Origin of the sequence: Bradyrhizobium sp. 61 (assembly GCF_023073075.1) — a bacterium.
Lineage (GTDB): Bacteria > Pseudomonadota > Alphaproteobacteria > Rhizobiales > Xanthobacteraceae > Bradyrhizobium > Bradyrhizobium barranii.
The window spans coordinates 1-25,503 of record NZ_JADPIU010000023.1 but is presented as its reverse complement, the minus strand read 5'-3'; the positions used below and the strand labels follow the sequence as shown (position 1 = coordinate 25,503).

At 61.6% G+C, this 25,503-nt stretch carries 21 protein-coding genes and 3 pseudogenes; 11 read left to right on the top strand and 13 right to left on the bottom strand.

From position 1 onward, the window contains the following. Both IVB46_RS08995 and IVB46_RS08990 read left to right on the top strand, forming a co-directional pair. Positions 1-329: sigma-70 family RNA polymerase sigma factor (locus IVB46_RS08995; RefSeq protein ID WP_247342521.1), on the top strand; the 329-nt coding region annotated here is incomplete at its 5' end. A gap of 344 nt (positions 330-673) precedes the next feature. Continuing rightward, the gene (locus IVB46_RS08990; RefSeq protein ID WP_247342517.1) at positions 674-2,230 is read left to right on the top strand and encodes an ISL3 family transposase; all 1,557 of its coding nucleotides are present in this window, start codon (positions 674-676) and stop codon (positions 2,228-2,230) included. A 188-nt stretch (positions 2,231-2,418) separates the two neighbouring features. On the opposite strand, the gene IVB46_RS08985 is transcribed toward IVB46_RS08990, so the two are convergent. The 4 genes and pseudogenes from IVB46_RS08985 to IVB46_RS08970 all read right to left on the bottom strand — a co-directional run bounded on the left by IVB46_RS08985 (position 2,419) and on the right by IVB46_RS08970 (position 4,668). After that, the gene (locus tag IVB46_RS08985; RefSeq protein ID WP_247302159.1) at positions 2,419-2,577 is read right to left on the bottom strand and encodes a hypothetical protein; all 159 of its coding nucleotides are present in this window, start codon (positions 2,575-2,577) and stop codon (positions 2,419-2,421) included. A 346-nt stretch (positions 2,578-2,923) separates the two neighbouring features. Further along, positions 2,924-3,277 (bottom strand): annotated as a pseudogene (locus tag IVB46_RS08980) (adenylate/guanylate cyclase domain-containing protein); the annotation flags it as partial. A gap of 392 nt (positions 3,278-3,669) precedes the next feature. Beyond that, entirely contained in the window at positions 3,670-3,861 is a 192-nt protein-coding gene (locus IVB46_RS45080; protein ID WP_247302155.1) for a hypothetical protein, read from the bottom strand. A 93-nt stretch (positions 3,862-3,954) separates the two neighbouring features. Next, a complete protein-coding gene (locus IVB46_RS08970; protein WP_247342514.1) occupies positions 3,955-4,668 on the bottom strand; it encodes a metallophosphoesterase family protein in 714 nt (237 codons plus the stop codon). 229 nt (positions 4,669-4,897) lie between these two features. On the opposite strand from IVB46_RS08970, the pseudogene IVB46_RS45075 reads away from it, so the two are divergent. Next, a pseudogene (locus tag IVB46_RS45075) lies at positions 4,898-5,086 on the top strand (Ku protein); the annotation flags it as partial. Positions 5,087-5,244: 158 nt separating this feature from the next. Here IVB46_RS45075 and IVB46_RS08965 read toward each other — a convergent pair. Beyond that, positions 5,245-5,454: a response regulator gene (locus IVB46_RS08965; RefSeq protein ID WP_247302149.1), complete on the bottom strand. Its 210-nt coding sequence runs from the start codon at positions 5,452-5,454 to the stop codon at positions 5,245-5,247. Between the two features lie 172 nt (positions 5,455-5,626). Here IVB46_RS08965 and IVB46_RS08960 point away from each other — a divergent pair, with 172 nt between their 5' ends. Then, positions 5,627-5,833, top strand: coding sequence for a hypothetical protein (locus tag IVB46_RS08960; protein ID WP_247302146.1), 207 nt, complete (start codon positions 5,627-5,629; stop codon positions 5,831-5,833). Here the strand turns inward: IVB46_RS08960 and IVB46_RS08955 are convergent. Both IVB46_RS08955 and IVB46_RS08950 read right to left on the bottom strand, forming a co-directional pair. After that, positions 5,830-6,099 (bottom strand): hypothetical protein, encoded by a 270-nt coding sequence (locus IVB46_RS08955; protein WP_247302144.1) that lies wholly within the window; start codon positions 6,097-6,099, stop codon positions 5,830-5,832. The genes IVB46_RS08960 and IVB46_RS08955 overlap by 4 nt on opposite strands. A gap of 336 nt (positions 6,100-6,435) precedes the next feature. Next, a pseudogene (locus IVB46_RS08950) lies at positions 6,436-7,815 on the bottom strand (adenylate/guanylate cyclase domain-containing protein); the annotation flags it as partial. Positions 7,816-7,909: 94 nt separating this feature from the next. Between IVB46_RS08950 and IVB46_RS08945 the strand changes: the two are divergent. Continuing rightward, on the top strand, positions 7,910-9,193 hold the full coding sequence (locus IVB46_RS08945) for an IS256 family transposase (RefSeq protein WP_247302141.1): 1,284 nt from the start codon (positions 7,910-7,912) through the stop codon (positions 9,191-9,193). A 13-nt stretch (positions 9,194-9,206) separates the two neighbouring features. Here the strand turns inward: IVB46_RS08945 and IVB46_RS08940 are convergent, their stop codons facing one another. Genes IVB46_RS08940 through IVB46_RS08930 form a run of 3 tightly spaced genes read right to left on the bottom strand, consistent with a single transcriptional unit; the run spans position 9,207 to position 10,942 of the window. Continuing rightward, positions 9,207-10,229 carry a hypothetical protein gene (locus IVB46_RS08940; RefSeq protein ID WP_247302138.1) on the bottom strand — a complete coding sequence of 341 codons (1,023 nt, stop codon included), beginning with the start codon at positions 10,227-10,229 and terminating at the stop codon, positions 9,207-9,209. A 4-nt stretch (positions 10,230-10,233) separates the two neighbouring features. Further along, positions 10,234-10,422 (bottom strand): hypothetical protein, encoded by a 189-nt coding sequence (locus tag IVB46_RS08935; protein WP_247302135.1) that lies wholly within the window; start codon positions 10,420-10,422, stop codon positions 10,234-10,236. 52 nt (positions 10,423-10,474) lie between these two features. Beyond that, positions 10,475-10,942: a hypothetical protein gene (locus IVB46_RS08930; protein ID WP_247302132.1), complete on the bottom strand. Its 468-nt coding sequence runs from the start codon at positions 10,940-10,942 to the stop codon at positions 10,475-10,477. Between the two features lie 666 nt (positions 10,943-11,608). Here IVB46_RS08930 and IVB46_RS08925 point away from each other — a divergent pair. Next, positions 11,609-13,048, top strand: coding sequence for an FAD-binding oxidoreductase (locus IVB46_RS08925; protein WP_247302129.1), 1,440 nt, complete (start codon positions 11,609-11,611; stop codon positions 13,046-13,048). A 66-nt stretch (positions 13,049-13,114) separates the two neighbouring features. Here IVB46_RS08925 and IVB46_RS08920 read toward each other — a convergent pair whose 3' ends face one another. Next, the gene (locus IVB46_RS08920; protein ID WP_247302127.1) at positions 13,115-13,372 is read right to left on the bottom strand and encodes a DUF4242 domain-containing protein; all 258 of its coding nucleotides are present in this window, start codon (positions 13,370-13,372) and stop codon (positions 13,115-13,117) included. 28 nt (positions 13,373-13,400) lie between these two features. Next, positions 13,401-16,952, bottom strand: coding sequence for an AAA family ATPase (locus IVB46_RS08915; RefSeq protein WP_247302125.1), 3,552 nt, complete (start codon positions 16,950-16,952; stop codon positions 13,401-13,403). Positions 16,953-17,322: 370 nt separating this feature from the next. On the opposite strand from IVB46_RS08915, the gene IVB46_RS08910 reads away from it, so the two are divergent. The 4 genes from IVB46_RS08910 to IVB46_RS08895 all read left to right on the top strand — a co-directional run bounded on the left by IVB46_RS08910 (position 17,323) and on the right by IVB46_RS08895 (position 22,649). After that, positions 17,323-18,558 carry a recombinase family protein gene (locus tag IVB46_RS08910; protein ID WP_346016122.1) on the top strand — a complete coding sequence of 412 codons (1,236 nt, stop codon included), beginning with the start codon at positions 17,323-17,325 and terminating at the stop codon, positions 18,556-18,558. 518 nt (positions 18,559-19,076) lie between these two features. Then, the gene (locus tag IVB46_RS08905; RefSeq protein WP_247302123.1) at positions 19,077-19,928 is read left to right on the top strand and encodes a sulfurtransferase; all 852 of its coding nucleotides are present in this window, start codon (positions 19,077-19,079) and stop codon (positions 19,926-19,928) included. A 21-nt stretch (positions 19,929-19,949) separates the two neighbouring features. Continuing rightward, the gene (locus tag IVB46_RS08900) at positions 19,950-20,192 is read left to right on the top strand and encodes a hypothetical protein (RefSeq protein ID WP_247302120.1); all 243 of its coding nucleotides are present in this window, start codon (positions 19,950-19,952) and stop codon (positions 20,190-20,192) included. A 150-nt stretch (positions 20,193-20,342) separates the two neighbouring features. Beyond that, the gene (locus tag IVB46_RS08895) at positions 20,343-22,649 is read left to right on the top strand and encodes an adenylate/guanylate cyclase domain-containing protein (RefSeq protein WP_256468555.1); all 2,307 of its coding nucleotides are present in this window, start codon (positions 20,343-20,345) and stop codon (positions 22,647-22,649) included. A gap of 392 nt (positions 22,650-23,041) precedes the next feature. Here the strand turns inward: IVB46_RS08895 and IVB46_RS08890 are convergent, their stop codons facing one another. After that, entirely contained in the window at positions 23,042-23,593 is a 552-nt protein-coding gene (locus IVB46_RS08890; RefSeq protein ID WP_247302119.1) for a Cache 3/Cache 2 fusion domain-containing protein, read from the bottom strand. Between the two features lie 341 nt (positions 23,594-23,934). On the opposite strand from IVB46_RS08890, the gene IVB46_RS08885 reads away from it, so the two are divergent. After that, on the top strand, positions 23,935-25,023 hold the full coding sequence (locus IVB46_RS08885; protein WP_247302117.1) for an IS110 family transposase: 1,089 nt from the start codon (positions 23,935-23,937) through the stop codon (positions 25,021-25,023). Positions 25,024-25,503: the final 480 nt, after the last annotated feature.

Here is a 25,503-nt window from a genome sequence, read left to right as displayed (position 1 = left end):
GCGAGGACGGCGATTCCGGCGAGTGGCAGGACTGGCTGGTGGACGAATCCACGGACCAGGAGACGACGCTCGCCGCGAGCGAGGAGTTCGATAACCGCCACAAGACGCTGTCCGATGCGCTCACCGTGCTCAACAAGCGCGAGCGGCGCATCTTCGAGACGCGCCGGCTCGCCGAGGAACAGATCACCCTGGTGGAGCTGGCCGAGGAGTACGGCGTCTCGCGGGAGCGCGTGCGCCAGATCGAGGTGAGCGCCTTCGAGAAGGTGCAGAATGCAATGATTCAGAGCGTCGCGTCGATGGCGACCCCGGCGCCTCTGCAGGTGCGTTAGCTTCCAACCCTCTCCCGTGGTGGGAGAAACTGACGGTGGACGTCGCTATGGGTACGTTTTTACGACAGCCGAACGACGCGAGAGGGGCGCCGCTCACCGGGTGCTGATCGAGCCCTCGCTCGACGATCCATGCACGGCACTTTGCATCATTGATCGGGCGCCCAAGCCGCGCGCTGCAGATGGAAAGTTATCCAACGTTTCATAATGAAGTCGGGGTGCCGATCGTGCGCATTGGCTGTAAATAAGCGCCGAACTTTGACCCCCATCGGCTTCCAACATTGGCTCTGACTCATTTCTGATGAAGTTCGCCGGCGACTGTGGTTCTTCAACGGAGAATCGGCGCCATGCGGACAGGCTTTCGAATTACATCGCTAGTACCGAGTGGTTTGGTGTTTGATGGCGTAAGTGATTCAGAGGATTCGGTTATTCTGGCTGTTCGGTCAGAGGCTGCGGAGGCCCAGTGCCCTTCGTGCGCGACAGCATCGCGCCGAATCCATAGCCGTTACATCCGGCACGTGGCCGATTTGCCATCAGCGGGCAGAAAGGTGCGCCTCCGATTGCTCACGCGGCGCTTCACATGTGAGGTGCCGCATTGCCGCCGGCGGATCTTCGCGGAGCGGTTCGGAGAAGACATCGTCCCGCTTCGACGGCGCCGGACGGCACGGCTGGAATACATCGTCCATCACTTGGGGTTGGCGCTCGGCGGCCGGCCGGCGGCAAGCTTCGCCAAGCGGCTCATGCTGCCTGTCAGCAACGATACCTTGCTACGGGTGGTCCGCCGGCGGACGGCGATGCCGACAGATCCATTGCTTGTTGTGGGCATCGATGACTGGGCGTTCCGGAGAAACCATCGATACGGGACGATCGTGTGCGATTTGGAGCGTCGGCGGATCGTTACCCTGCTGCCCGACAGGGAAACTGCGACCGTTCGGGCGTGGCTATCGAAGCACCCAGCGATCAACATTGTGTCGCGAGATCGTGGTGGTGGATACGGCGAGGCAGCAGCAAAGGCGCTGCCGAACGCCATCCAAGTCGCCGACCGCTGGCATCTGATGGAAAATGCGAGCGCGGCCTTCCTTGATGCGGTGCGCCGCTCCATGAACAGAATCCGAATCGCAATTGGAGCGACGACGATCAACTCGGAATTGCTGACCTGTGCGGAAAAGCTGCGCTATCAGGGCTATCTGCGGCGCCAGGACAGCCATGCCGCAATTGCGGCTCTCGTCAGCGACGGTGTGCCGCTCAAGGAGATCGTCCGCCGCACAGGACATAGTCGCAATCTGGTTCGCCAAATTGGCCGCGGCGGCGGTACGGATATGTTCCGCACCCGTCAAAGCACCCTGGACGGGCATCTGCCGTTCCTGGACGCGCAGTGGTCAGGCGGCTGTCGCAACGGTGCCGAACTCTGGCGCCGTTTGAAGGGACAAGGCTTCAAGGGGTCGCTGCGCGTGGTGGCGGAATGGGCGACGCGACGGCGGCGTGCCGAGACTATCAGCCATCAACAATTGCAGAAGGTCCCCGCCGCCAGAACGATAGCGCAGCTGATGACGACGAAGCGCGACCACCTAACCAAGGCCGAGACCGTCACGCTTGCCGTCATCGAACAAAACGTTCCTATGCTGGCCGATGCCCAAGCTCTCGTTGGCCGCTTCCACGCGATGATCCGAAAGAAGGCTGAGATGGAGCTCGAACCTTGGATTGATGAATCCAAGCGGAGCCTCATTGCCTCGTTCGCGAATGGAATCGCCAACGATAAGGGCGCGGTGCACGCCGCAATTACGCAACCATGGTCCAATGGCCAAGTGGAAGCTCAGATCACCAAGCTCAAGCTGGTCAAACGGCAGATGTACGGGCGCGCTAAGCTCGATCTCCTTCAGGCTAGGCTGATTGGCGCGCCATAAAAACAATCACGATCATCGAATATGCGTCAGAGCCCAACATTGACCCCACACGAGATGAGCATTCCGGTGATGGTTCAAGGAATTGGGCGGTGTTGGGCGGGGTCAACCTTCGGCGCCGATCGGGGAGCAAACCGTACGCCGAATAACAATTCAGCCCAGCTGACCTAACGTATCTTTTCCCCTGCGCGTTAGCAGTCTCCGCAAGCGCTCCAAAGTCCGATCGCGATCGGAATGAGGGCGGCGCAGGCAAAACAGGTCGGCGAACCCGAGCTTAGGCCGGCAACGACGATCCAGATGCCGAAGCCGATGATGAATGCCGAGGTCGCGTAGGCGACTGCTTTGTCCATTGATAGCGACGCACTGGCGACATCCCTCAAGGACGTGCAGAGGGGTAAAACGTTCCTAAGTGCCGGAGACCGGGGAGTGAGGCGGTGGTCTCGGAGACTGCTCATTCCCGTGATCGGGCCCAAAGCCACTCAATGAGTTTCTTCATCAAATCTCTTGCCGCGGCTGAGCTGATATCTTTAACGCTCACGTCCGTGCCGACGAGGTGATCGAATGATGATGCTATTTGCTCCACAGCACGAGTCTGCTGTTAGCCCCTTCACGGACATGTCGAGATGTCCGGCCTGAGTCTGCGATGCGTTGTAGAGCGGACATCGCACGTCGAAGCGGACGGCAACAGACTTTGCCCTCGAGCCGCGCCGCGACGTTCACGCCGTCTCCAATCACGTCACCAATGTTGATGCCCATCCGGAATTCGATGCGCTTGTCGAGAGAGACGTTGGCGTTGCGCCCGGCCATGCGGCGCTGAATCTCGACAGCGCATTTTACCGCATCGACTACGCTTGGGAACTCGACAAGCATCCCGTCGCCTGTGGTCTTGAAGATTCTTCCGTGGTGCTCTTTGATCTTGGGATCCAGGATTCGCCGATGCGCCTTCAAGGACGAGAGAGTGCCCTCTTCGTCGGCGCCCATTAACCTGCTGTAGCCTGCAACGTCGGCCGCAAGGATCGCTGCAAGACGCCGCTCGACTTGTTGCGTCATCGGCTCGGATCCAGTTTTCCGCCCAGTTGACTTTATGGTTATCCCCTCGCGCGTGTCTATAGGACTTCGGAGCGGCAACAGAAGCTCTTGCGCGGCAGTGCCGCTGGCAGGAAACTCCAGAACGGCCGTTATTGGCGCAAAAGAGAAGGCACCGAGCCTAACCTGGGCAGGTCGAGCTCTAATCACAAAATGGGGCCTAAACTGCGCAAAATGGCTGTGAAGTAGGTGGCAGGGGAGCTGTCGGGGAGCGCCGCCCTAGACATCAACCGTGTGGGCGCAATTGGGGCTCGCGCAGCGTGTCGGGCGCAAGTTGAAGGCGACGCTCGTGTAGTGAATGCAGCTCGTAAGATTGCAAAAGTTAAGGTTTCGCCGCTGTGCGATTCATGACGTAACTATCGTTGATGACCGAGTCCGATCCCCAGCGACAATGCTTTCTGTCGTAGTGAGCCTTCCGTACGCTTCATCATCTTCGACAGCTTTGATACCGGCGTTCGTGCCTTTGAGTGCGCCTTCAACGCCTTGATATCGGACGCGGTATATGGCTTACGGGCTGGCTTAGTCTTCCTAGTCTTCTCTCTTGCCACTGCGCTCTCCTTTGATTCGAAGAGCGCTTTGATACCAAAGCCGTTCGCATGTCCAGGCTATTCGCTGCGTTGAATGAGCAAGGTGGTGTTCGGCTACTTTGATGCGGAAGCAGCCGACATTTTGAACCGTAAGCCGTCGCTGTTTACAAAGAATAAGGGGCCGAGTTCGTCTGGGCCGAATGCTGCCGCGGTGAGCGGTCGACCGAAGCAGGCCCCTGTATCAAGATTGACGCGATTGGCTCGCGCATCCGGAGCGCCGGTTGCTGTTGGTGTATGACCATGTACGACGAGAGCACCGTGCCAAAGCTCTGAAGATAAGAAGGGCTCGCGTATCCAAAGCATGTCGTGTTCGGACTGAGCATTGAGAGGAATGCCCGGCCGTATGCCGGCATGAACGAAGAACCGGTTGTTCTCGTGCAGACAAAAGGGCAGCGATCTTATCCATGCCAGGTGATCCGCTGGCAAATCGCAGGGATCACCTACACCGTAAGCGTCCAACGTTGCCTCCCCGCCGTTCGCCCACCCCTGCATCAGGTCAGCATCGGTGCGAGCCGGGTTCGCAGCCACGGAAAGCATGCTGTCATGGTTTCCCAGCAGGCAACGAAATCGCCGCGGGCCCGTGGCCGGCTCTTTAATCAAATATGCAATGACTTCGTCGGACGCCGAGCCTCGGTCGACATAATCGCCTACAAGACCGAATTCGTGCTCAACGCTGCCTGCGCACATTCCGCAGAAGTCAAGGAGGGTCCTGAGCTCTTCAAAGCAACCGTGGATGTCGCCTATAGCGAAGGTGAGGCTCTTTCCCATGCGGTGTCTCCCGTCGCGCATGTAGGTGGCACTAGATCAAGTCGCGCAAGATCAAGACATCACTGTTACGGACATTCTCGCAAATAACAAACGAGCGTGCACAGGCTTGATGGCTTCCCTGCCGAAGAAGCTCGGTACCGGCGACATAATCAACGTCTTGCCGCAATGCGATCCCGTAAGGATTGTTGTTTCTACCGATCGCGGCGGAACAGGTCTACGCATGGGATGACTGACAATCGTCCAGGCGCTGCGCCGAAGCGTCGGCCAGGAGCAATCCGTCAAGACGTCAAAGACGAAGAAGCCGAAGAAGACCGCGTCAGGTCAGAAGGAGATGCTGTTACCGATCGCCGGCAAGAAGGGGGCGAAGGATACGGTTGCAAAGAAGCCGACGGCCAAGCCCCAGAGGAAATCAGCTTAGGTGCCTGGTGAAATCGGGCGCAGCCTCAGTTCAGTAATGTACCGTATGGGATTGTTATACCGAAACTTACGGACCACTCTGGTCGGCGTCCCTTGAAGCGTCATGCCTCGCCTGACCCGTCCATCAGGCTACACCTCACTCACGCCTACAACCGAACTCTATTGAGGCGGCTTCAACTCGCCTGCTAGCCAGCCGACCGCATCTGTCTTCATTGGATCCACGGCGAAGGACACTACTTCAATACGTTCGCAGGTCGAGCATTCGAAGGTGCGCTCCTCAAATCCGCGTTTGCCGGGAGAGATGCGTGCCAATGTCATCCGGTGCTTGCATACCGGACACATCGGCCGCTCGTTGATTGAAGCAGTCATCCCTTTCCCCCGGACCAGATCATACGCTCTCTCCGGAGCGGGAGTCCGCAAGATTTCTGATTCCGAGGTTGCCGCGGCCGGCCAGGAACGATCTCGGTCCGACGGCTTGGACGCTAGGGTCGGCCCTTGGCCGATAGATCGGGGACCGGAGTCCTACGGACCTGTGCTTCACATGATCGTTTACGATCTGCGATTACATTCCTGTTCGATGGAGAACCACTACGATCCCGAACGAGAGGCCGACGCGGCCATAAAGCTCGCCGTCGCAACTGATGGTGCAGAGCGGCAGAAATGGATCAGCGTTGCCACGGCTTGGCAAGAGCTCGCGCGCGTGCGCAAGCGATGCGGTCCCGACAGCGGTACCAGTGCGGCTGCCTAACCGCATTCCAGCGGGCACTCGGGACATGCATCGCTGATCGAGTCCAGTACGTCCATGAGTTCGGCAATAGCCTCGTCGGGAAAGACGCCACGCGGCGGGTCCTCTCGGGCGATAGTAAGGGCGCGCTCCCGGGCGTGCGGATCGGCACGGTCTTGCATCCAGCCGTGCTCCTCGCATTCTCGAATGGCTCCCGCTTCCTGCAGCACCGATATTGCCCAGCCACGCAGAGTCCGGATCGTGGGCCGCCTTTCCTTGAACATCAGCATCGAGAGTGCTCCTGCCCAGACGAATCCGATCAGTCCGGCCTCCGTTCCGGCTGGTAACACAGGGCAGGGCTTCGAAAATGCGAAGTCTGACGGTTTTCCCCGATTTCTGACGTACCGCAAGCGCGATGCGGTACGTCACCGCATGCGATTTCATCTCTAATGTCTGCTGTCCAGGGTGAAGCGGACCCAGTTTGGCTGGTGTGGCACCGCCGCTTGTGACCCTTTTCAGACCTCACGCGATGTCTGACCTGAGTCCGTAATGCACGGGCCGTCCTGAGTGAACGCGACTTGCTTCGCCTCGTGCGGCCCCGGCGTGAAGGCTTGGTCGAGCGCCGACAGTCGATTCAAGGCCTCGCGTAGCACCGTGGCCGCATGATCGCGATCACTGGCGGACATCGCGTCGAGATTGAGATCCAGCCTGAGGTTGGGGCGTTCCTCGTGCATGAACAGGCGCTCAGTCCGGAGGTTCTCATAGGCGTCGACGACTTGATAGGTCGCGACGGGGTAGGCGATGCCTTTGACAGATATGTGCCCACGCTCCTCACAGTGAATCTGATCGCGAACATTCGCGTAGGTCTCAAAGGAGATGAGGATCTCACCCGGCGTGGCGGCAGCCTCAAGCCGCGAGGCAAGGTTCACGCCGCCGCCGATGATGGTGTAGTCCATCCGATCCTCGCTGCCGAAGTTCCCGACGGTGCAGTACCCCGTGTTGATTCCGATTCGGCACTGAAGGGGTTTTTCGATGCCCGACGCTCGCCACACGGCCTGCAGCTCGAGCATCCTCTTCCGCATGGCTATGGCCATCTCGACGCAGGCGAGGGCGTCCTCCTTGACGCCGCGTGTCTCCGGATCGCCGAAGAAGATGACGATGGCGTCGCCGACGTACTTGTCGATCGTCGCGCCATAGGAAAGGGCGATCTGCGACATCTCGGTCAAATAATGGTTCAGCAGCCGGGTCAGGTCCTCGGACTCCAGCCGATCCGACGTCTCGGTGAAGCCCGCGATGTCCGAAAAGAAGACGGTCAGCTCTTTCCGCCGACTCGCGATTTTGACTTCCTGCTTTCCAGTGAAGATAGACTGGTATACCTGGGGCGAAAGATATTTCGCGAGCTGGTTCGAGAGCTGCTCTAACGCCCTCGATTTTTCCGCCAGCTGGTTCTCGCGCTGTTTCAACTCTGTGACGTCCGAGTATACGGCCACCGTGCTACCCTCGTCGGTCTTGCGCTCGCTGACCAGGATCCAGCGACCGTCGCCTCGCTGCTGGACGTGCGGGCCGCTCGGTTCGCGGTGACGGGCCATGCGTTCGCGGACCCACTCCTCGACCCGGCCGTCGGCCTCCCTGACGTAGCCGCGCTCGGCGGCGCGTCGAACGATGCTTTCGAACGTCATGCCGGGCGATATCTCTATGGAGGTGTCGCCCGGATAAAGGAGTGTTCGGTACTTGTTGTTGCAAACGACCAGGCGATCCTCACCATCGTAGAGCGAGAAGGCCTCAGAGATGCTGTCGATGGCGACCGCCAACCGCCGGCGGCCTTCGCAAATCTCCCTTAGGTTCGATCGCTGGACCTCGATGGCCGTGTCCCGGAAAACGCCGAGCGCCTCTGCCATTCGACCGATCTCGTCGCTGCGGTCGCGACCCGGCACGTCGATCGATGTATCGCCCGCGGCGAGGCCGCTCATCGCCGCAGCAATGTTTTCAATGGGTCTGACGAGAGCTGTCGCCGAAAGTTGGTGACGGCGGGAATCGGGAAGGCGGCATATCGCGGGGGTGCTTGACGCCTCCACTTCTCCACCGAAGGAGCGATATGCCGTGTCCAACGATAACGTCATCCAACTGATTCAGCCAGGAATCTTCGACGATCAACTCACAGAAGTCTTGCGCAACGGGGCACGTGCCCTTCTCGCCAAAGCGGTCGAGGCTGAGGTCGCGGACTTTCTCGGCCAGCATGCCGATTTGAAGACCCGGGACGGCCACCAGCGCGTCGTCCGCCACGGTCACCTGCCGGAGCGCGAGGTGATGACCGGCATCGGTCCGGTCGCCGTCCGCCAGCCGCGTGTACGCGATCGTGAGGCGGCCGCTGCCGATCCTGGCCGCATCCGGTTCTCGCCGTCGATCCTGCCGCCCTACATGCGCCGCTCGAAGTCGATCGAGACGCTGTTGCCGATCCTATATCTGAAGGGTATTTCGACTGGCGACTTCTCCGAAGCGCTGGCGGCGCTGCTTGGCAAGGATGCTGCCGGGTTGTCGGCATCCGCCATCGGCCGACTGAAGGACGGCTGGCTCGACGAGCACGGCGCGTGGCAGAAGCGCGATCTGTCGGCCAAGCGCTACGTCTACATCTGGGCTGATGGCATCCATCTCGAAGCCCGCCTCGAAGACGAAAAGCAGTGCATCCTCGTGCTGATCGGCGCGACGCCGGAGGGCCGCAAGGAACTGGTCGGCTTCACCGATGGCGCCCGCGAGAGCGCGCACGACTGGCGCGATCTGCTGCTCGACCTGAAGCGGCGCGGGCTCGACGTGCCCCCGCAGCTCGTCATCGCCGATGGCGCACTCGGGTTCTGGAAGGCGGCCGGTGAGGTCTGGCCGAAAACGCGCGAGCAGCGCTGCTGGGTGCACAAGACCGCCAACGTACTTGCCAAGCTGCCGAAGAGCCAGCAGCCGAAAGCCAAACGCGCGTTGCAGGAGATATGGATGGCCGAAACCAAGGCCACAGCCGAGCTGACGTTCGACGCCTTCATCGAGAGCTACGCGCTGAAATACGAGACGGCCGCCGATTGCCTGCGCAAGGATCGAGACACGCTGCTGGCTTTCTACGACTTCCCGGCAGAGCATTGGAAACACCTGCGCACGACCAACCCCATCGAAAGCACCTTCGCCACCGTGCGCCATCGCACGATCCGATCGAAGGGCTGTCTATCCAACAAGGCCGCGCTCGCGATGGTCTTCAAACTGGTCGAGGGCGCCCAGAAAAATTGGCGTCGTCTCGATGGCCACAACCAGTTGCCAAAACTCGTTCTCGGTGTGACATTCAACAACGGGATCGAGGTCATCGCCAAGCCGACCGACCGTCAGCCCGCAACCGCCGCCGCCTGACCGGCTCCGGCCGTCACCAAAAATTGGCGATAGCTCGTCTGACGACTCGGGGTATCACATACAGCACCGCGATCACGACTGCCCCCACCACGCTCAGAGCAGTAATGAGGAGAAGCAGGAGCCGGCCATTGCGAATGGCCTGGGCGGTGCGGACCGCCGCTGCATCACTGCTGTTCTGGGCAGCCAGGACGAGTTCCGCCACCTCCTTGCCGAGACGCAGGACGAGCGAGTTGTTGGCCTGTAAGGACGCCTGACCAACCGCGATCTGGCGTAGCTCCTCGCGTCGCAAATTGAAGATGTTTACTGCGGACGTGCCGAACGCGATCAGCCTTTCCGTGAGGCCCTTGAGCGCATCGTTGTCAGCCGCGGCGGGAAGCTGCGCGAGCAGCTTCTCCGCGCGGCTCGCGGCTGCTACGAAGCGCTCCTGGAGTGGCATGAGTGAACTGGGATCAGGAACGCCGGCGGCCTCATTCAACAGGCCCGCCGCCAGGTTGCCCTGGGCGCGCAGCGTCAGCAGTACCTGCAAGGTGTTCGCCCCACCCTCGACCAAGCTGGTGATCGCCTTCGTGCTCTTGGCCGTCACGTCCTCGCTGGTTGTGACAAGGTCGAAGCCGGCGTCGTCCACCATCGGCGTAAGCGTTTCGAATAGCGTGCGGTGCGCCACCTCCACCGCCACCGTCATCCCCTCACGCTTGACCTGAAGCGAACGCCGCGTCTCGGCGGCGGCGCGGAGCTCCTGCGACCGGACTTCGAAAACGTTGTCCGCGCCGCGGCCCAGCACAATCAGCGCCATGCTCGCCTCGCGCAGCCGCCTGTTGTCAGGCGACTGGGGCAACGCCTCAAGACTCTTTTCGATCGCGGCGGCTGCCGCCGAGAACCGCTCGCGGATGGGCTGAATCAAGGCCGGATCGTCGACGTGCGCCGCTTCGCGCAGCAGGCTCGCCGCCAGATTGCCATCCGCGCGCAGCATCAGCAGCGCCTGCAACGCATTCACCCCTCCCTCGATCAGGCCTGTGATCGCCTCCTTGACTTTCAATGAGTTAGCCGAGGTGCATTATGAATCGTGACCACTGGGCCACACGAAGATTGAGAGCACGGTTCGATATCTTGGTATCGAGATCGATGATGCCATTGAGATCGCCGAGAAAATCGAGGTCTGAAGTACCTGGGCAGAGCTGCCGTGCTCTGCCCGGCCCCGAAACGGTGAAGATCTGGTCAACAGCGATCATGAGCCAGTCGCCGCCGCTGCGCGCCGCGCTGCCATGCCCAACACCTTCGTTTCTAACGTTGGTCGAGAAGCAGAACTCCTACAACAGAATGACCTTGAAGTTTGTCGAGTATCTGTACTTCAGCGCGCTCGAATGCGGCTTCGCGTAACCCTCCAGAAAGATTGCCGGTCTTTTGTCCCTGAATGCGACGTTCTGCGATCAACGAACTGATACCAACCGCTCCTGCCGCGGCCGCGCTTGCGTCGAAGTACCGTGCGTCCAATGCCAGAGCCGCAGGCGTGAGATCGAGCGGAGCTAGAGTGCCATCCGATCCGATTTCTCTAACGATGAATCCGGAGCTTTCCGTCCATCCAACGACTGCATCTCCCTCAACGACCGCGCAGAGAACTGCGCTGATGACCGCCCCGCCCGGGGCACAACGGTCGTTGGGGCCGAGCTGTCTGTTTACGCTTACGGGCATCCACCGGGTTCCCCGCAGCAAGAGGTGACAAATGGCAATTCGTTGGGTCTGATCGGTCATTGACACGGCACCGCCTGATGTCCGCCCCGAGGTCTTCCAGGCAATCCCGGGAGCCTACTGACCCAACTCCAATTTCTCTAGGGGCCTTCATCCGACGGCGGGCTGCAAGATTCCCGCGCGGTGCGCACTAGCGATCAAGTGGCATGACCAATCTGGGCCAATCACGTTGTTTTCGGTGCCATCGCCCTCGTCCGCTCATCCCCGGAATAGCGGCGGTCGCAGCAGATGTTCTTCCGGTTCTCTTTCGGGCCATAATCGGACAACAGAGACGTCATTCTTCCCGGGTTTTTCGCCCCGCTGACGAGAAGCTGGTCCAAGAAGCGGTCGGAGTGGTCGACACGCTAACCTCCGAGCCCCGTCTCCCTGGTTCCCAGGGAAGAAGTTCCTCTCTTAAATCTCTAAAAACAGGAAGCTCACTCTATTTGAGGCGCTTCGAAAGCGATAAACTTGGAAACAATTTTTCAGTGAACCATTGTTTTGCCGCGAGGACTAACCTCTAAGCGGAAATTCACCGGTCGCCATGTCGAGCGGTATTGCAGACACGATTCTTCGCTCCGCCGGCTACATGCGATCACATGCAGCGGTCGCTTTTCTGCTGATACCTGTCCGGAAGAAGTGAGCCGGCGCTTGCCGGAACCTCACACCGTACCTTTTGGAGGAGATACCATGACCGAGATCCGGCTGGCCTCGCTGCAGGGTGGGGCGATTGCGCTTGGAAGCGATACCATAGCTGCTCTTCGCCAGACGTTACGGGGCAATCTCTGCCTGGCTCGGGAAGAGGGCTATGATGAGGCCCGCACGATCTGGAACGCAATGATCAACCGCCACCCTGGCGTGGTCGTCCGTTGCCGAGGCGCCGCGGACATCGTTCGTGCCGTTCGGTTCGCGCGTGAGCACGGCCTGTTGCTCGCTGTGCGCGGCGGCGGCCACAACATCGCCGGCAACGCCGTCTGTGAAGGCGGGCTCCTGATCGACCTTTCCCTGATGCGCTCGGTCCGGGTCAATCCGGCTCGTCGCACCGCACGGGTAGAGCCGGGCGCCACGCTCGGTGAATTCGACAAAGAGGCGCAGGCCTTCGGACTTGCCACGCCTCTCGGTATCAACTCGACAACCGGCGTGGCGGGGCTCACCCTCGGCGGCGGATTCGGGTGGCTCAGCCGCAAGTTCGGGCTTGCCGCCGATAACCTGATTTCGGTCGACGTGGTAACGGCCGAGGGTGAGCTCGTTCAAGCAAGTGCAACCGAGAATTCGGACCTGTTCTGGGCGCTCCGCGGAGGCGGCGGCAATTTCGGTGTCGTGAGCTCGTTCGAGTTCCGTCTGCATCCCGTTGGCCCAATGGTTCTATCGGGACTCATTGTGCATCCCTTTGCGCGGGCAAAGGAGCTTCTCGCGGGCTATCGCCAGGCCGCCTCCAAAGCACCCGACGAGCTGACGGTCTGGGTGGTGCTCAGACAAGCGCCGCCGCTGCCCTTCCTTCCCACCGAGGTTCACGGAAAGGAAATCCTCGTCTTCGCCGTCTGCTATACAGGTGACGAGGCCGACGGGAAGCGCGAATTGGAGCCGCTACGCGCCCTGGGAGAGCCGATCGCCGACGTGATCGGCATGCAGCCCTACGCGGCATGGCAGACCGCGTTCGACCCGCTGCTCACGCCTGGCGCCTACAATTACTGGAAGTCGCACAATTTTGTGGAGCTGAGCGACGGCCTTCTCGACACCCTCGCGGGCCATGCTGCGAGGCTTCCGACTGCAGAGTGCGAGATTTTCATTGGCCAACTCGGCGGGACCACCAGCCGTGTGGCCGTCGACGCCACGGCCTACCCGCACCGCAATGCAAATTTTGTCATGAATGTCCACACGCGGTGGCGCGAACCGGCCGACGAGCGGCGCTCGATCGAGTGGGCGCGGCAGCTTTTTGCCGAAACTGCGCCTCACGCGACCGGCGGCGTCTATGTCAACTTCATGCCCGAGGACGAGATCGATCGCGTGTCCAGCGCGTATGGCGCGAATTATGCTCGTCTTGCGGCGCTGAAGGCCAAGTACGATCCGGGCAACCTGTTCCGGTTGAATCAGAACGTCCAGCCGTCCGCGCAGCGGCCGGCGGCCTGACGAGAGACAAGGCAGGGGACCGGGAGATGAGGGGGCCACGGAGGCGACCTAGCGCCATGAGACCTTTCACGCAAACATCGCCGGCGTTATCTGGTCCACCTCGATGATCGCGTCGGCCGGAATATTGGCGCGCCTCGCCGCATTGCGAATGGCGTCGGCGTTTTCGGCCTCATAAAGACAGTAGGTTTTGCGCTTGTCGGCACTCAGAAAGGAGAAGATCCACTTCACACCTTCTTCATCGTTGATGAGATCGACTCTTTCGACTCCTTCCTTCGTGAACTCCAGTTTTTCTGCGAAGTTTCGCTCGATAATGAAACGCGGCATGGCTCTCTCCCGTGTACGACGTGGCACGTCAGTGCAGTTGACCGCGGAGCCTCGTAAGCAGAGCGGTCATGTTCAGGCGACTTGCCATCGCCAGACATTCGTTCAACAGCGCATCGGCATGTGCGATGTCGCCATGGCGGCCGCGGCGGCGCAGCATGTGCGCGTATCGGTTCTGCGCGTGCGCCAGCCAAGGCCATGCATGCATGTGCCGGTCCATCCGTAGCGCCTCCTCGAAGTGCTCTTCGGAACGATCCCAGTCGCCGAGCATGTCGGCGAGGGCTCCGAGGAAGCGGCCGGCCGATCCGTAGCAGACGGTCACGATACCGGCCGTGACGGTCATGTGGCGGTAGGGTTCGAGCAGATCGTACAAGGCACGCGCGCAGCGCTCGTCCTCGAGCGCCGCACAGACATCGGCAAGATAGGAAAGCGTCGTGCTCCGCTTCGCATCCATTGGGAAGGCGAAATCGGTCTGCCGCAACTCGTCCAGCATCTTTTGTGCCTGCGGCTTGAAGCCCAGCTCCGTCGCGACGAGCGCGAATCCGGGCTTCCAGGTATTGCCTTCTGGTTCGTTGTTGATCAACTGTTTGATGATAGGGGCAATCTCCGCCAGGCGTCCCTGCTCACGGCGGATCGTGAACATCTGCATGCCGTAGACGCCTTCGACACTCTCCCCATGCGTCCTGCGACCCATCGCATACGCGTTCTCAACGAGCTTCTCGGCGGCCGCAAAGTCGCCGATCAAAAGAGCCTGCATGGCTCGCCCTAGCTGCGCAACCCATTCCTGGTGCAGCATCTGACGGCCTTCGATTGATGACTGAAACTGGTCCAAAGCCGCGATCATCCCCTGGTAGTCGCCAAATTCGGCCAAATAATAGATGTGCACAGAAAGGATTCGGGTGCGGAGATCGGCGTCATTCAGTCGATCGGCAACTGCGAGCGCTTCGCTGAGGCGGTTGCGCAGGTCCGCGGATTGTGTCCCCGAGAGTGCGGCCGGCACCAGAAATGGAGTAAACAGAACTTCACAGAGAGAGCGGTCGTCCTTGAGGCGGCGCGCCATTTCGACGGCCTCGGAATTGAAGACGTCAGCACGCTCGAAATTGCCTTTCATCAAGAACGCTCTACCGAGCGCACTCAATATCCGGCAGCGCTGGCGGCTGTCTCCTCCTTCGATCGCCGATAAAGCTTCGAGCAGCAGCGCGATGGAAGGATCAAGAGAATCGTGATAGTAGAACCGGGCGTGTGCAAATCCGATGGAGCAGTTGGCGAGTGCATCGCTGTTTCCACGGGCTCGTGCCTCGCCGGCGGCGCGCTCGAATGTGGCCGAAGCCTGTCGCAGATGGCCGGCCGCCGACTGCGCCTGACCCAATGCAATTCTTGTCCCGAGCACGGCGTCCTCGCGCCCTTCCGAATCGGGCAGTCTCTCGGCGATGGCCAGGGCCTTCCCGTAATGTTCGATGGCCTCGTAGTTCGCCGAGCGCGCCAGTGCGCGCTCGCCGGCACGCCGCCAGAACGGCAGGGCCAACTGTGGTAGTCCGGCCTCGGAGAAGTGGCGCGCAACCAGCTCCGGCTGGGTGTCCGCTGTCTCACGGCGGTACTCGGCGAGGGCGCGGGCAATTGCCGCATGATACCGCTGTCTTCTGCTTGTCAGCAGGGACTGGTATGCCGTGTCCTGAATGAGGGCGTGCCTGAACGCCAGGGCATCCTCGGAAGGACCCCCTCTCAGAACCAGATGCGCCGCCATCAGCTCGGCGACGGCAGCATCGAGATCGTCGGCCGGAAAATCGCATACATGAGCAAGTAGGTCTCGGCTGAACTCGCGACCGATGACAGAGGCGATTTGGGCGGTTTCTTTCGCTGTCGGCTGGCAGCGATCGAGACGCGACATCAGGGAGCCTTGCAGCGTCGCCGGAAGCCCTACCTCAAATTCGCCCACGCCGGCCTCGCGCTCGACCAGAGAGCGGGCCAACTCCTCGATGAATAGGGGGACGCCATCGGTCCGGCCGACGATCTCATCGATCAGGCGCGCGCTGGCAGTGGCGCCGGCAATGTGCCGCACCATGTCGGCGATCTGAGGCTTTGCCAGCGGCCCGAGGGAAAGCGGCAGCACATGGCCGTAGAGGCTGGGCCATTCAGAAGTCCAGCTCGGCCGGTGTGTTACGAGCAACATGATCGGTGCTCGGTTGATTGGCGCCATCAGCGCATCGAGCAGCTCGGTCGTGGTGGGATCGATCCAGTGAGCGTCCTCGACAATAATCAGCACTGGAGAGCGCGTGGCGCGCTGCAGGAACCGGTCGACCAGCGTCTGCAGTGTGAGGCTCTTCCTTTGCTGTGGCGTCAGGTCGATCTTGTCGTACCGATCATGCCAATCGAGGGACAGAAGCTCCGCGTAAACGGGTGTCACCGTCCGAATGTCCGCGCCCACCTCGGCGAGCATATGCTCGAGCTTGTCGAGCCGTTGCTGGTCGCTATCGCCCGGCCGAAAGTCGGCGGCGCGGCCGAGATTCTGAACAATCGGAAACAGGGTACTGTGGGTATGATAGGGCGAGCATTGAAAACGCAGGACGACGTTCGGCGCCGCGCCCAGCTTTTCTGTAAAGGCCTGTACCAACCGGGATTTGCCGATGCCGGCATCCCCCGAGAGCAGGATTGCCTGTCCCTCTCCTGCGCGCGCAAGCTCCCACCTTTCAACGAGCAGCGCGACCTCGTGCACGCGACCTACGAAAGGCGACAGCTCTCCGGCGTGCGCCGCATGGAAGCGGCTTTCGACCTCTCGCTCGGACTTGACGAGATACACGCGGATGCCCGTCCCGAATCCCTTCAGGGGCTTCTCACCGAGGTCCTCGACGACGAAGGCGTCGGCGATCAGTCGCCTGGTCGCCTCCGCTATGACGAGTTGACTCGGCCGCGCGCTCGCCTGGAGCCTGGCTGCGAGATTGGGCGTCTCACCCGCCACCGCACCTTCCTCGCGGACCGAGCCTCCAACGAGGTCCCCGACAACGACGAGCCCCGTGGCTACGCCGACGCGGGCCTCGAGCTCAATATCGTTGGGCTTCAGCAGTTGCACGGCGCCCAGCGCCTCGAACCCGGCTCGGACCGCGCGTTCGGCGTGGTCCTCGTAGGCGCATGGCCATCCGAAATACGCCATGACGCCGTCGCCCATGAATCGGGCGACGTAGCCGCCATAACGGGTGACCGCGCCGGCGACCCGATCCTGATAGCTGCGAAGCACCTCGCGCAGATCCTCGGGATCGAGCCGCCGAGACAGCTCCGTGGAACCAACCAGGTCGCAGAACAGGACGCTCAGCAGGCGTCGCTCCGGCGGCCGCTCCGGGGGAGCGCGCGGCAACGGCAGACCGTTCGAATGGAGATGGTTGGCGCCTGCCGCCGATAGCGCGCCCCCGAAGGACTCGGCAACCGCCGCCAGGATGATCTTGCGGTGTCCGAGCGATACCCCCAGTTCGCGAAGATCCGTCTCCGTAAGATGCGGGAGTACCCTCAGATCGACATCACCGGCGGCGAAGACATCACAATATTGCCCGAGGCCAAGAGCACGCAGCCATGTATTGATGTCTTGGCTCATGAACCCGCTCGCTGCTTTAGATGTTTCCTCCTCATGGTGCTTGCTCCGGTCAAAAACTATGGAGCGCGTGTACGCCTTTCGCCGGGGAAAGCGCCTCGCCCGCTCTCTTGGTTCCGGGTTAAGCAGACGCGGACGATATTCTGCAGGGAGTACTTCGGCAGCCGCAGATGACTGTCGATACGACCTCGTGCCGATGTAACACCTAAGTCCCTACGCAAGCACGCTGCATTTGCACACATTTTACCGCAAACGTGCAGCCGCGCATAGAACTGCCGCAGCGCGATAATTTGGGCAGACTGAGATTGGTAGCGGGTGCACCCACGTAAGACTAGCTTCAGGCGTCTAGGCCAGCGCATCGCCTTGTTCGCCTGTGGGTCATTCGCGTCGATATCGCCATGTCTGCTCTCTCGTCCGCTCTCCACAATACCGGACATTACCACATCGGTCCCGCGTCGGATCTGCGAACAACCGGTACGGCACCCGCGGCTCCTGCCGCGCCTCGCGCGGCTGGGAGATCGCGGCTGACTATGTCGAGCCCGGCCTATCCGCGACCGACGATCGGCGGCCGGAATTCCAGCGCATGATCGACGCGGCAACCACCAAGCCGCCGGCGTTCGACGTGATCCTGGTCCACAGCTTCAGCCGCTTCTTCCGCGATCAGTTCCAGCTCGAGTTCTACGTCCGTCGCCTCGCCAAGGCTGGTGTCCGGTTGGTCTCGATCACCCAGGAGCTCGGCGACGACCCCATGAGCAACATGATCCGGCAGATCATGGCGCTGTTCGACGAGTACCAGTCCAAGGAGAACGCCAAGCACACGCTTAGGGCCATGATGGAGAACGCACGGCAAGGCTTCTGGAATGGGGCCTTACCGCCGATCGGCTATCGGATTGTGGAGGCATCCGAGCAACGCGGACACCGAACCAAGAAGACGCTTGAGATAGATCCTGTCCAAGCCGAGACGGTGCGCCTGATCTTCCGCCTGGCGCGCGAGGGCAGCGGAAGCTCGGGGCCGATGGGCATCAAGTCCATAGCCACGCACCTGAACGCTATCGGCATCCGCACCCGCGACGGCGGGCGCTGGGGTGTCGATGCCGTTCATAAGGTGCTGACCCGGACGACGTACGTTGGCCGCCATCGCTTCAACACCAAGTTCTGGAAGACCCGCGAGCGCAAGCCGGAGACCGAAATCGTGGAAATGGCGGCGCCAGCAATCGTCGACAAGGATGAATTTGAGGTCGTCCAAATGCTGCTCAAGAGCCGAAGCCCGGCGATGATAGCGCCAAGGATCGTCAGCGGCCCCACGCTCCTTACCGGCATCTGCTTCTGCGCAGCTTGCGGTGGAGCGATGACGCTGCGCACCGGCAAGAGCGGTCGTTACCGCTACTACACCTGCTGCACCAAAGCCCGGCAGGGGGAGACCGGCTGTCCGGGCCGCACTGTCCCGATGGAAAAACTCGACAATCTGGTCGCGGAGTACATCGAGCAGCGTTTGTTACAGCCCCAGCGTCTTGAGCAGCTTTTGTCGCACGTACTCGATCGCCGCACCGAGCGCGCCGAGCGACGAAAGTCGCACATCGCCGAATTGCGCAAGCGGATCCCGACCTGAGCTCTGACTTCGCGATCTGGCAAGGTTACTGTCCTTCCCGACGGTCGATTTCGACTAGCGGCTCGCAGCATGTCAGGGTCATTCACGTCGTTCTGTGGGTGGGCCAGTGATTTCCGGGTCTACTGCAACAAGCAGACAGCCGGTCGGGATTTCTCATCAAAGGTGCCAAACAGCGAGCATTCCTCAACCCTCGACAAACTTCGTAAAGTGCGATCCAATACCTACTGGAGATGCATCGTAGCCCCCTATGCTGGAATGCGAGTCTCCTGTGTTTGAGCTTCTCGCACGGCAATTTTCGCCCTGCGCGAGTTGCAGTGACTTTCTCATTCGAGGATTAGGTGGGCTGCTGCTCGTCGACGCCGGCGGCCGATGAGGCCAAAGAGTCATCCTCGACGGAGGCGCTCGTGGACGCGCTGATGTAGGGGCCGGCTCAGTGGACGGTTCGTTCGAGCTGAGTGACCACACTGGCACCGCTGCACGGACGCCGATGTCCGTGGAAACCAACAGGGAGGATTCTCATGAGCCAGTATGCTGATCCCAAAATGCTGGTCGACACCGCCTGGGTGGTGGCGCACCGGAGCGATCCGAACGTTCGTGTCGTCGAAGTCGACGTCGACACGGGTGGGTACGACCAAGGGCATATTCCGGGTGCGATCGCCTGGAATTGGACGACGCAGCTCTGCGACACGTTGCAGCGTGACATCATCCCGCCCGGCGATTTCCAGCGCCTGATGGAAGAGGCGGGAGTTGCGAACGACACGACCGTGATCCTGTACGGCGACAACAACAATTGGTTCGCCGCCTGGGCGCTGTGGCAGATAAAGATCTACGGCCACTCGGACGTTCGCCTGATGGACGGCGGACGCCGCAAATGGCTCGAGGGAGGGCGCGAGCTGACGACGGACGTGCCGCAGATCGCCCGCAGCAGCTACACGATGCCCGGCGCACCCGATTTTTCGATCCGCGCCTATCTCGGCGATGCGCAAGTGGCCGCGGCGCAACAGAGCGCTGCGCTGGTGGACGTGCGCAGCCCCGACGAGTTCACGGGGCGGATCCTGGCGCCGCCCGGCCTTCCCGAGACCTGCCAGCGCGGCGGGCACGTGCCGGGCGCGCGGAACATCCCCTGGGCGAGGGTCTGCAACGAGGACGGCACCTTCAAGTCGGCAGACGAACTTCGTGCTCTCTACGAGGGCGAGGGAGTGACCCCGGATCGTCCGACGATCGCCTATTGTCGTATCGGCGAGCGCTCCAGCCACAGCTGGTTCGTGCTCAAGTACCTCCTGGGCTACCCCGACGTGAAGAACTACGACGGTTCCTGGACCGAGTGGGGCAACCTCGTCCGCGCGCCAATCGAGCGCGCTGCGGCGTGATTCTGGAAGGAGGAGAGCTCCATGCAAAGCGAAACGGTGCTGCGTGCCGAGGACTATCGGCGCCGGCGAGATCGCCTCGAAAGCTGGGACATTGGCATCGCCTCGTACAAGCTCGGCGGCCGGTACTGCTGCGAGGTGGACAATGTCAGCTCGGGGGCCCGACTGGCCCGAGGCGAAGGGGCCACCCGCGAGCAGGCGGAAGCCGAGGCGCTGAATAGGGCAAGACAGATGTTGGTGAGAACGCGGGTGTACCCGCCGCGCTAACAATTTGCGCGCGCAAAAATCGGTATTGGCGGGCCCAATTCGGGCGCGGCTTTTTGTCGTTGGAATCAGGGCAAGACAGCGGCGCCTGCAAGGGGCTCGTTGTGCTAGACTTTGAAACAGAACGCGGCTGACCGCGCCAGGGAGCGGCACATGGAATGTCCGAGCTGCCGGGCCGACATTCCGGAGGAGAGCAAGTTTTGCGACGAGTGTGGCGCGGCTCTTCCCGGGCGGTGCCCATCCTGTGGCGCGGCCATTCGCTCAGGTGCAAAGTTCTGTCCCGCGTGCGGTAAGAGGCTGACGGCGAGCAACTGCGATCCAACCGCCGCCACGTCGGCCGTTCCGACTTCACCCATCGTGTTGGCCAGAGCATCCGCCGAGCGCCGGCAGCTCACCGTGATGTTCTGTGATCTCGTCAACTCAACCGTGCTCTCGGCGCGGCTCGACCCCGAAGACATGGGTGACGTGCTGCGAGTCTACCACGATGGCTGCGCAAAAATTGTCGCGAGGTTCGAGGGCTTCGTCGCCAAATACATGGGCGACGGCGTGCTTGTATACTTTGGTTACCCGCACGCCCATGAGGACGATGCCGAGCGCGCGGTCCGCGCCGGCCTGGCTCTGGTTGAGGCCATCGGCGCAACCGTGCTGCCGCTGCCGGGCGAGCTGAAGCTGCAACTGCGCGTCGGCATCGCCACGGGCCTGGTGGTGGTCGGCGATCTGATCGGAAGAGGCGCGGCTCAGGAGGAAGCGGTGGTCGGCGAAACGCCGAACCTAGCTGCGCGGCTGCAGGGTTTGGCGGCCCCGAACGCCGTCGTGATCGGCGCCGACACAAGGCGCCTGACAGGCGGGCTGTTCGAATATCGCGACCTCGGCGCCGCGACGCTCAAAGGCTTCGCCGATCCGGTGCAGGCATGGCAGGTGGTCGGCCCGAGCGCCATCGAGAGCCGCTTCGAGGCGCTCCACGCCACCAGCACCACCACGCCGCTGATCGGCCGCGACGAAGAACTCGATCTCTTGATGCGCCGTTGGCAGCAGGCCAAGAGGTGCGATGGCCGGGTCGTGCTGCTCTCTGGCGAACCAGGCATCGGCAAGTCGCGCGTGACCGAGGCGATCGAAGAACGGTTGAGCGGCGAACCGCACATTCGGCTGCGCTTCTTCTGTTCGCCCCACCATGCGGACACTGCGCTTCATCCCATCGTCAGCCAATTGGAGCACGCCGCCGGATTTGAGCGGGACGACAACGTCGAACGCCGGCTTGGCAAGCTCGAGGCGATCCTCGCCCCATCGACAAAGGACACGAAGCAAGCCACCGCCCTGTTGGCGGACCTGCTATCGATCGGCGGCGATCGCTACCCGCCGCCAAACCTCAATCCGCAGAGGCGCAAAGAGGAAACCCTGGAGGCGCTCTTCGCGCAGGCCGCCGGGCTGGCTGCGCATTGCCCGGTGCTGATGGTCTTCGAGGACGTACATTGGATCGATCCGATTTCGCTCGAGTTGCTCGAGCTGACGGTGGAGCGGGTCTCGTCCTTGCGCGTGTTGCTGATCATGACCTTTCGGCCAGAATTCCAATCGCCGTGGACTGGCGACGCGCACGTGACGACATTGGCGCTCAACCGTCTGGACCGCCAACACGGCGCCGAATTGGTGAAGTGCCTCACCGGTAACAAGCATCTGCCCTCGGCTATCCTTGATCAAATTACCGCCCACGCCGACGGCGTACCGCTGTTCGTCGAGGAACTGACCAAGACGGTGTTGGAAAGCGGTCTGCTAAGGAATGCGGGTGACCAGTATGTCTTGACCGGTCCGGTGCCTCCGCTGGCGATCCCAACGACGCTGCATGCCTCGCTGATGGCGCGGCTGGATCGGTTGGCGCCGATCCGAGAGGTCGCGCAAATCGGCGCCGCGATTGGCCGCGAGTTTTCATACGAGTTGTTGGCCGCCCTGGTCCCGCTACCGGAAAGCACCTTGCAAGAGGCCGTGGAGCGCCTCGTCCGTTCCGAGTTGGTCTTCTGTCGCGGCAGGCCGCCGAACGCGACCTACACGTTCAAGCACGCGCTGATCCGGGATGCGGCGTATGCGACCTTGTTGCGGAGCCGACGGCAGGAGCTTCACGCGCGGATTGCGCAAGTGCTGGAAGATCAGTTTCCGGATACGGTGGAGCTGCATCCTGAAATCCTCGCCCACCATTGGTCGCAAGCGGGCCTGGTCGAGAAAGCCGCATTTTATGCCGGAAGGACTTGGCTGCACGCCGACGGCTATCAGCGACGCAAGGAGCACCTAGGTGGTTGGAAGATCGGGGTGATTTCGTACAAGCTGGACAACCGATATCGCTGCGAGGTGGACAATGTCAGCCCCGGCACACGCCTCGCGCGCGGTGAGGGTCCCACCAGGGCGGAGGCGGAAGCACAGGCCCTGAACGAGGCGCGCAAGATGTTGGCCGGAACGCGGGTGCGCTCCTGACTAGACTGAAGATTGCGGCTCCGCTGTCTCGATGACCAAAGTGCGCAGCTGGATGCGTCACTATGGGCGAAAGCGCCGCGCGACATTGCGCTCCCGAACCGGGGCTGCATCGTAGAAAATCGTAGAATATCGCAAAATGGCGCGCCACGGCCGATGAAGATGGGCACTATTGCTTCGCCGTGGCGCTATGATGCCGTGGCCGATTATGAGCTCCAACCGGCCAATCTGCGACGGCCTGCGATCTTGCGGGTGTTTTGCGCCTGGCGGGACTAGGGCCGCACGAGGGGGGCCGGCATGACTCTCATTGCGGCCACAGTCACGCCCCAAGGTGTTTTGCGCCGTTCAGGCCGCCATAGCCTCTAGTAAACCCGACGGGTCAGGCGGCGGACGGTCTACTTCAAATAACCTACGTAGTAGATTCCGATCACGTTTTTCGACGAATCCCGTATCGGCTTGTACCCTGTGATGTAGGGTTTGCCGAGGATGTCCACCTCTCCATAGAACGCTTCGTCTTTCCTGATGGACTCGATCGCTTTGCCTTTGGGATCCAGAATGGTTCCGATCGCTCGCGAGCCATCATCCTTTTTCACGTTGGTGGTGACGCGGACATATTCCTCACCGCTCTTCACGAAGATCGTGGCCGTCCCCTGAGCTTGCTTCACGACCTCATCAACCAAGTCGAAATTGTTGTTCATCTTGGTTGAACCAAAATAAATGGCAGGCACCTCCTTACCGGCGACAGCATCTGTCCCTTCGATCCTTGGCGGACCTAGTTTGTTCGCCATCGACTCCAAGAGCTCCATCGCCGTCTTCACCTTAGCATCCTCAGCTTGGCCAACGTTCGGCAGAAGCATCGCTGCCCCGACGAGGTACGTGACTGTCAAGATGCCGATAGCAATTTGCTTGAAGTTCATGAGCGTTCCTCCCTTGAAAAACGCCTGCATGCGTCAGGGTCCTCACCGCATTTCGGTGACGGCTCGGAGGATCAGGCTGTAGCGGTTTGGTTCGATGTCACGCTATGACCTCGCACTTATGGGCGTGTCGACGCGCGTCTTGACCAAGTCCGGCACAATAATAGCCAGGCGCTTGATCACTTGTGATGATAGGGGAAAGTAGGTCGCAGTGCCATCTTGATCCGCAGACCGCAGACCGCAGACCGCAGACCGCAGACCGAGCGAGTGCCGCCCGTAATCGGTCTGCGCCGGGATTTGCGGCGGCCGATCACGTGGCTCGCCGGCTGAATATCGCGCAAACTGCGTCGCCTCAGCAACGCGGGAGGCGTGCGATGGAATGGTTCTGTGGACTGGATGTCGGGATGGACGAGAGCGCAATTTGCGTGGTCGACGACAAGGGCGAGGTGGCGCTTCAGGCCACCGTGGCGACCGATCCGGACGCGATCAAAGCGGCGCTCAAACCTTATCTCGCGCGGCTGCGCCGGCTCGGTCACGAGGCGGGAGCGTTGTCGCCCTGGCTGCATCCGGAGCTATTAAAACTTGGCTTGCCGGCGGTGTGCCTGGAGACCCTGCACGTCCGCGCGGCGCTGAAGGCGCAGCGCAACAAGACCGACAAGACGGACGCGCTCGGCATCGCTCATTTGATGCGCACGGGCTGGTTCCGCAAGGCCCATATCAAGAGCGAAGCCTGCTACCGGCTGCGGCTGCTGTTGACCCACCGGCGCAATCTGAAGCGCAAGTTTTTGGATCTGGAGAACGCGGTTCGGCACTCGCTGAAGGCGTTTGGCATCCGCTTGAACCGGGTCGGGCGGGGCAGTTTTGCGCAAGCGGTGCGCGAGGCGGTGGCCCATGATGCGCTGGTCAGCGAGCTGATCGACGCCATGCTGAATGCGCGCGCTGCATTGTGGAAGGAGTATTGCCGGCTGCACAATTTGGTCGTGAAGCTGATGGCGAGCCACGAGCTGTGCCGGCGGTTCATGCAGATTCCCGGGGTCGGCCCGATCGCGGCGCTGAGCTTCATGACCGCGGTTGACGATCCTTCCCGATTTAGGCGCTCGCGCGATGTCGCCGCGTATTTTGGCCTGACCTCGCGGCGCTGGCAGTCCGGCTCCTCGATCGACGTGCAGGGCCGGATCAGCAAGGCCGGCGATAGCGATGTCCGCCGCGCGCTGTACGAGGCGGCGAGCGCGCTTTTGACCCGCTACAAGAAGAAGGACAAGGTCAAAAGCTGGGGTCTGACGCTGGCCAAGCGCGCCTCCCACCGCAAGGCGACGGTGGCGGTGGCGCGCAAACTCGCCGTGATCATGCATGCGATGTGGGTCGATGACACGTTCTACTGCGGCGATCCGGACGCTTCACCGGCGGACGTGAACGCGCGCGCGGCCGCCAAGGACCGCAAGCTACTCGGGGCCCACGCATGACGCGCGCGGGCGAATTTTGGGAGATCGCTGACACGGTGAACACGGTCGTTTGAACACGGAGCTCCGCCGCTGGCGGATGAGACCTGGTGCAGATCCACGACGACGGAACGCACGTTATCTTGCCTGTGGCCACGCCCCGCAAGGTGCGATTGGACCACGCGGGAGTGCCTGTGATGTGGCTCCGTCAGACCGATGGAAAGATGCGCCGCGATGGCGTCCGCGCTGCCTTGCTGCAGCGAAATTATGCCGTCGATGAGCGCGCAAGAGTGCACGGCGCACCCGGACTCTCGCCTTCGACAACGCCTCGTGGCGTCGATGCAAAGGTCTTGTCACAGCAGAGAGAGGAAGCGACAATGGGTGAGATGAAGCGCACAACACGACCGTATGCGTCCGGTTCTTGCACGTCAGTCAGGTCTTGACATGAATCTCTGGTTTCCAAAGCCACGGCAGCAGTTCGTCGAGACGGTTGATCGGATGTCC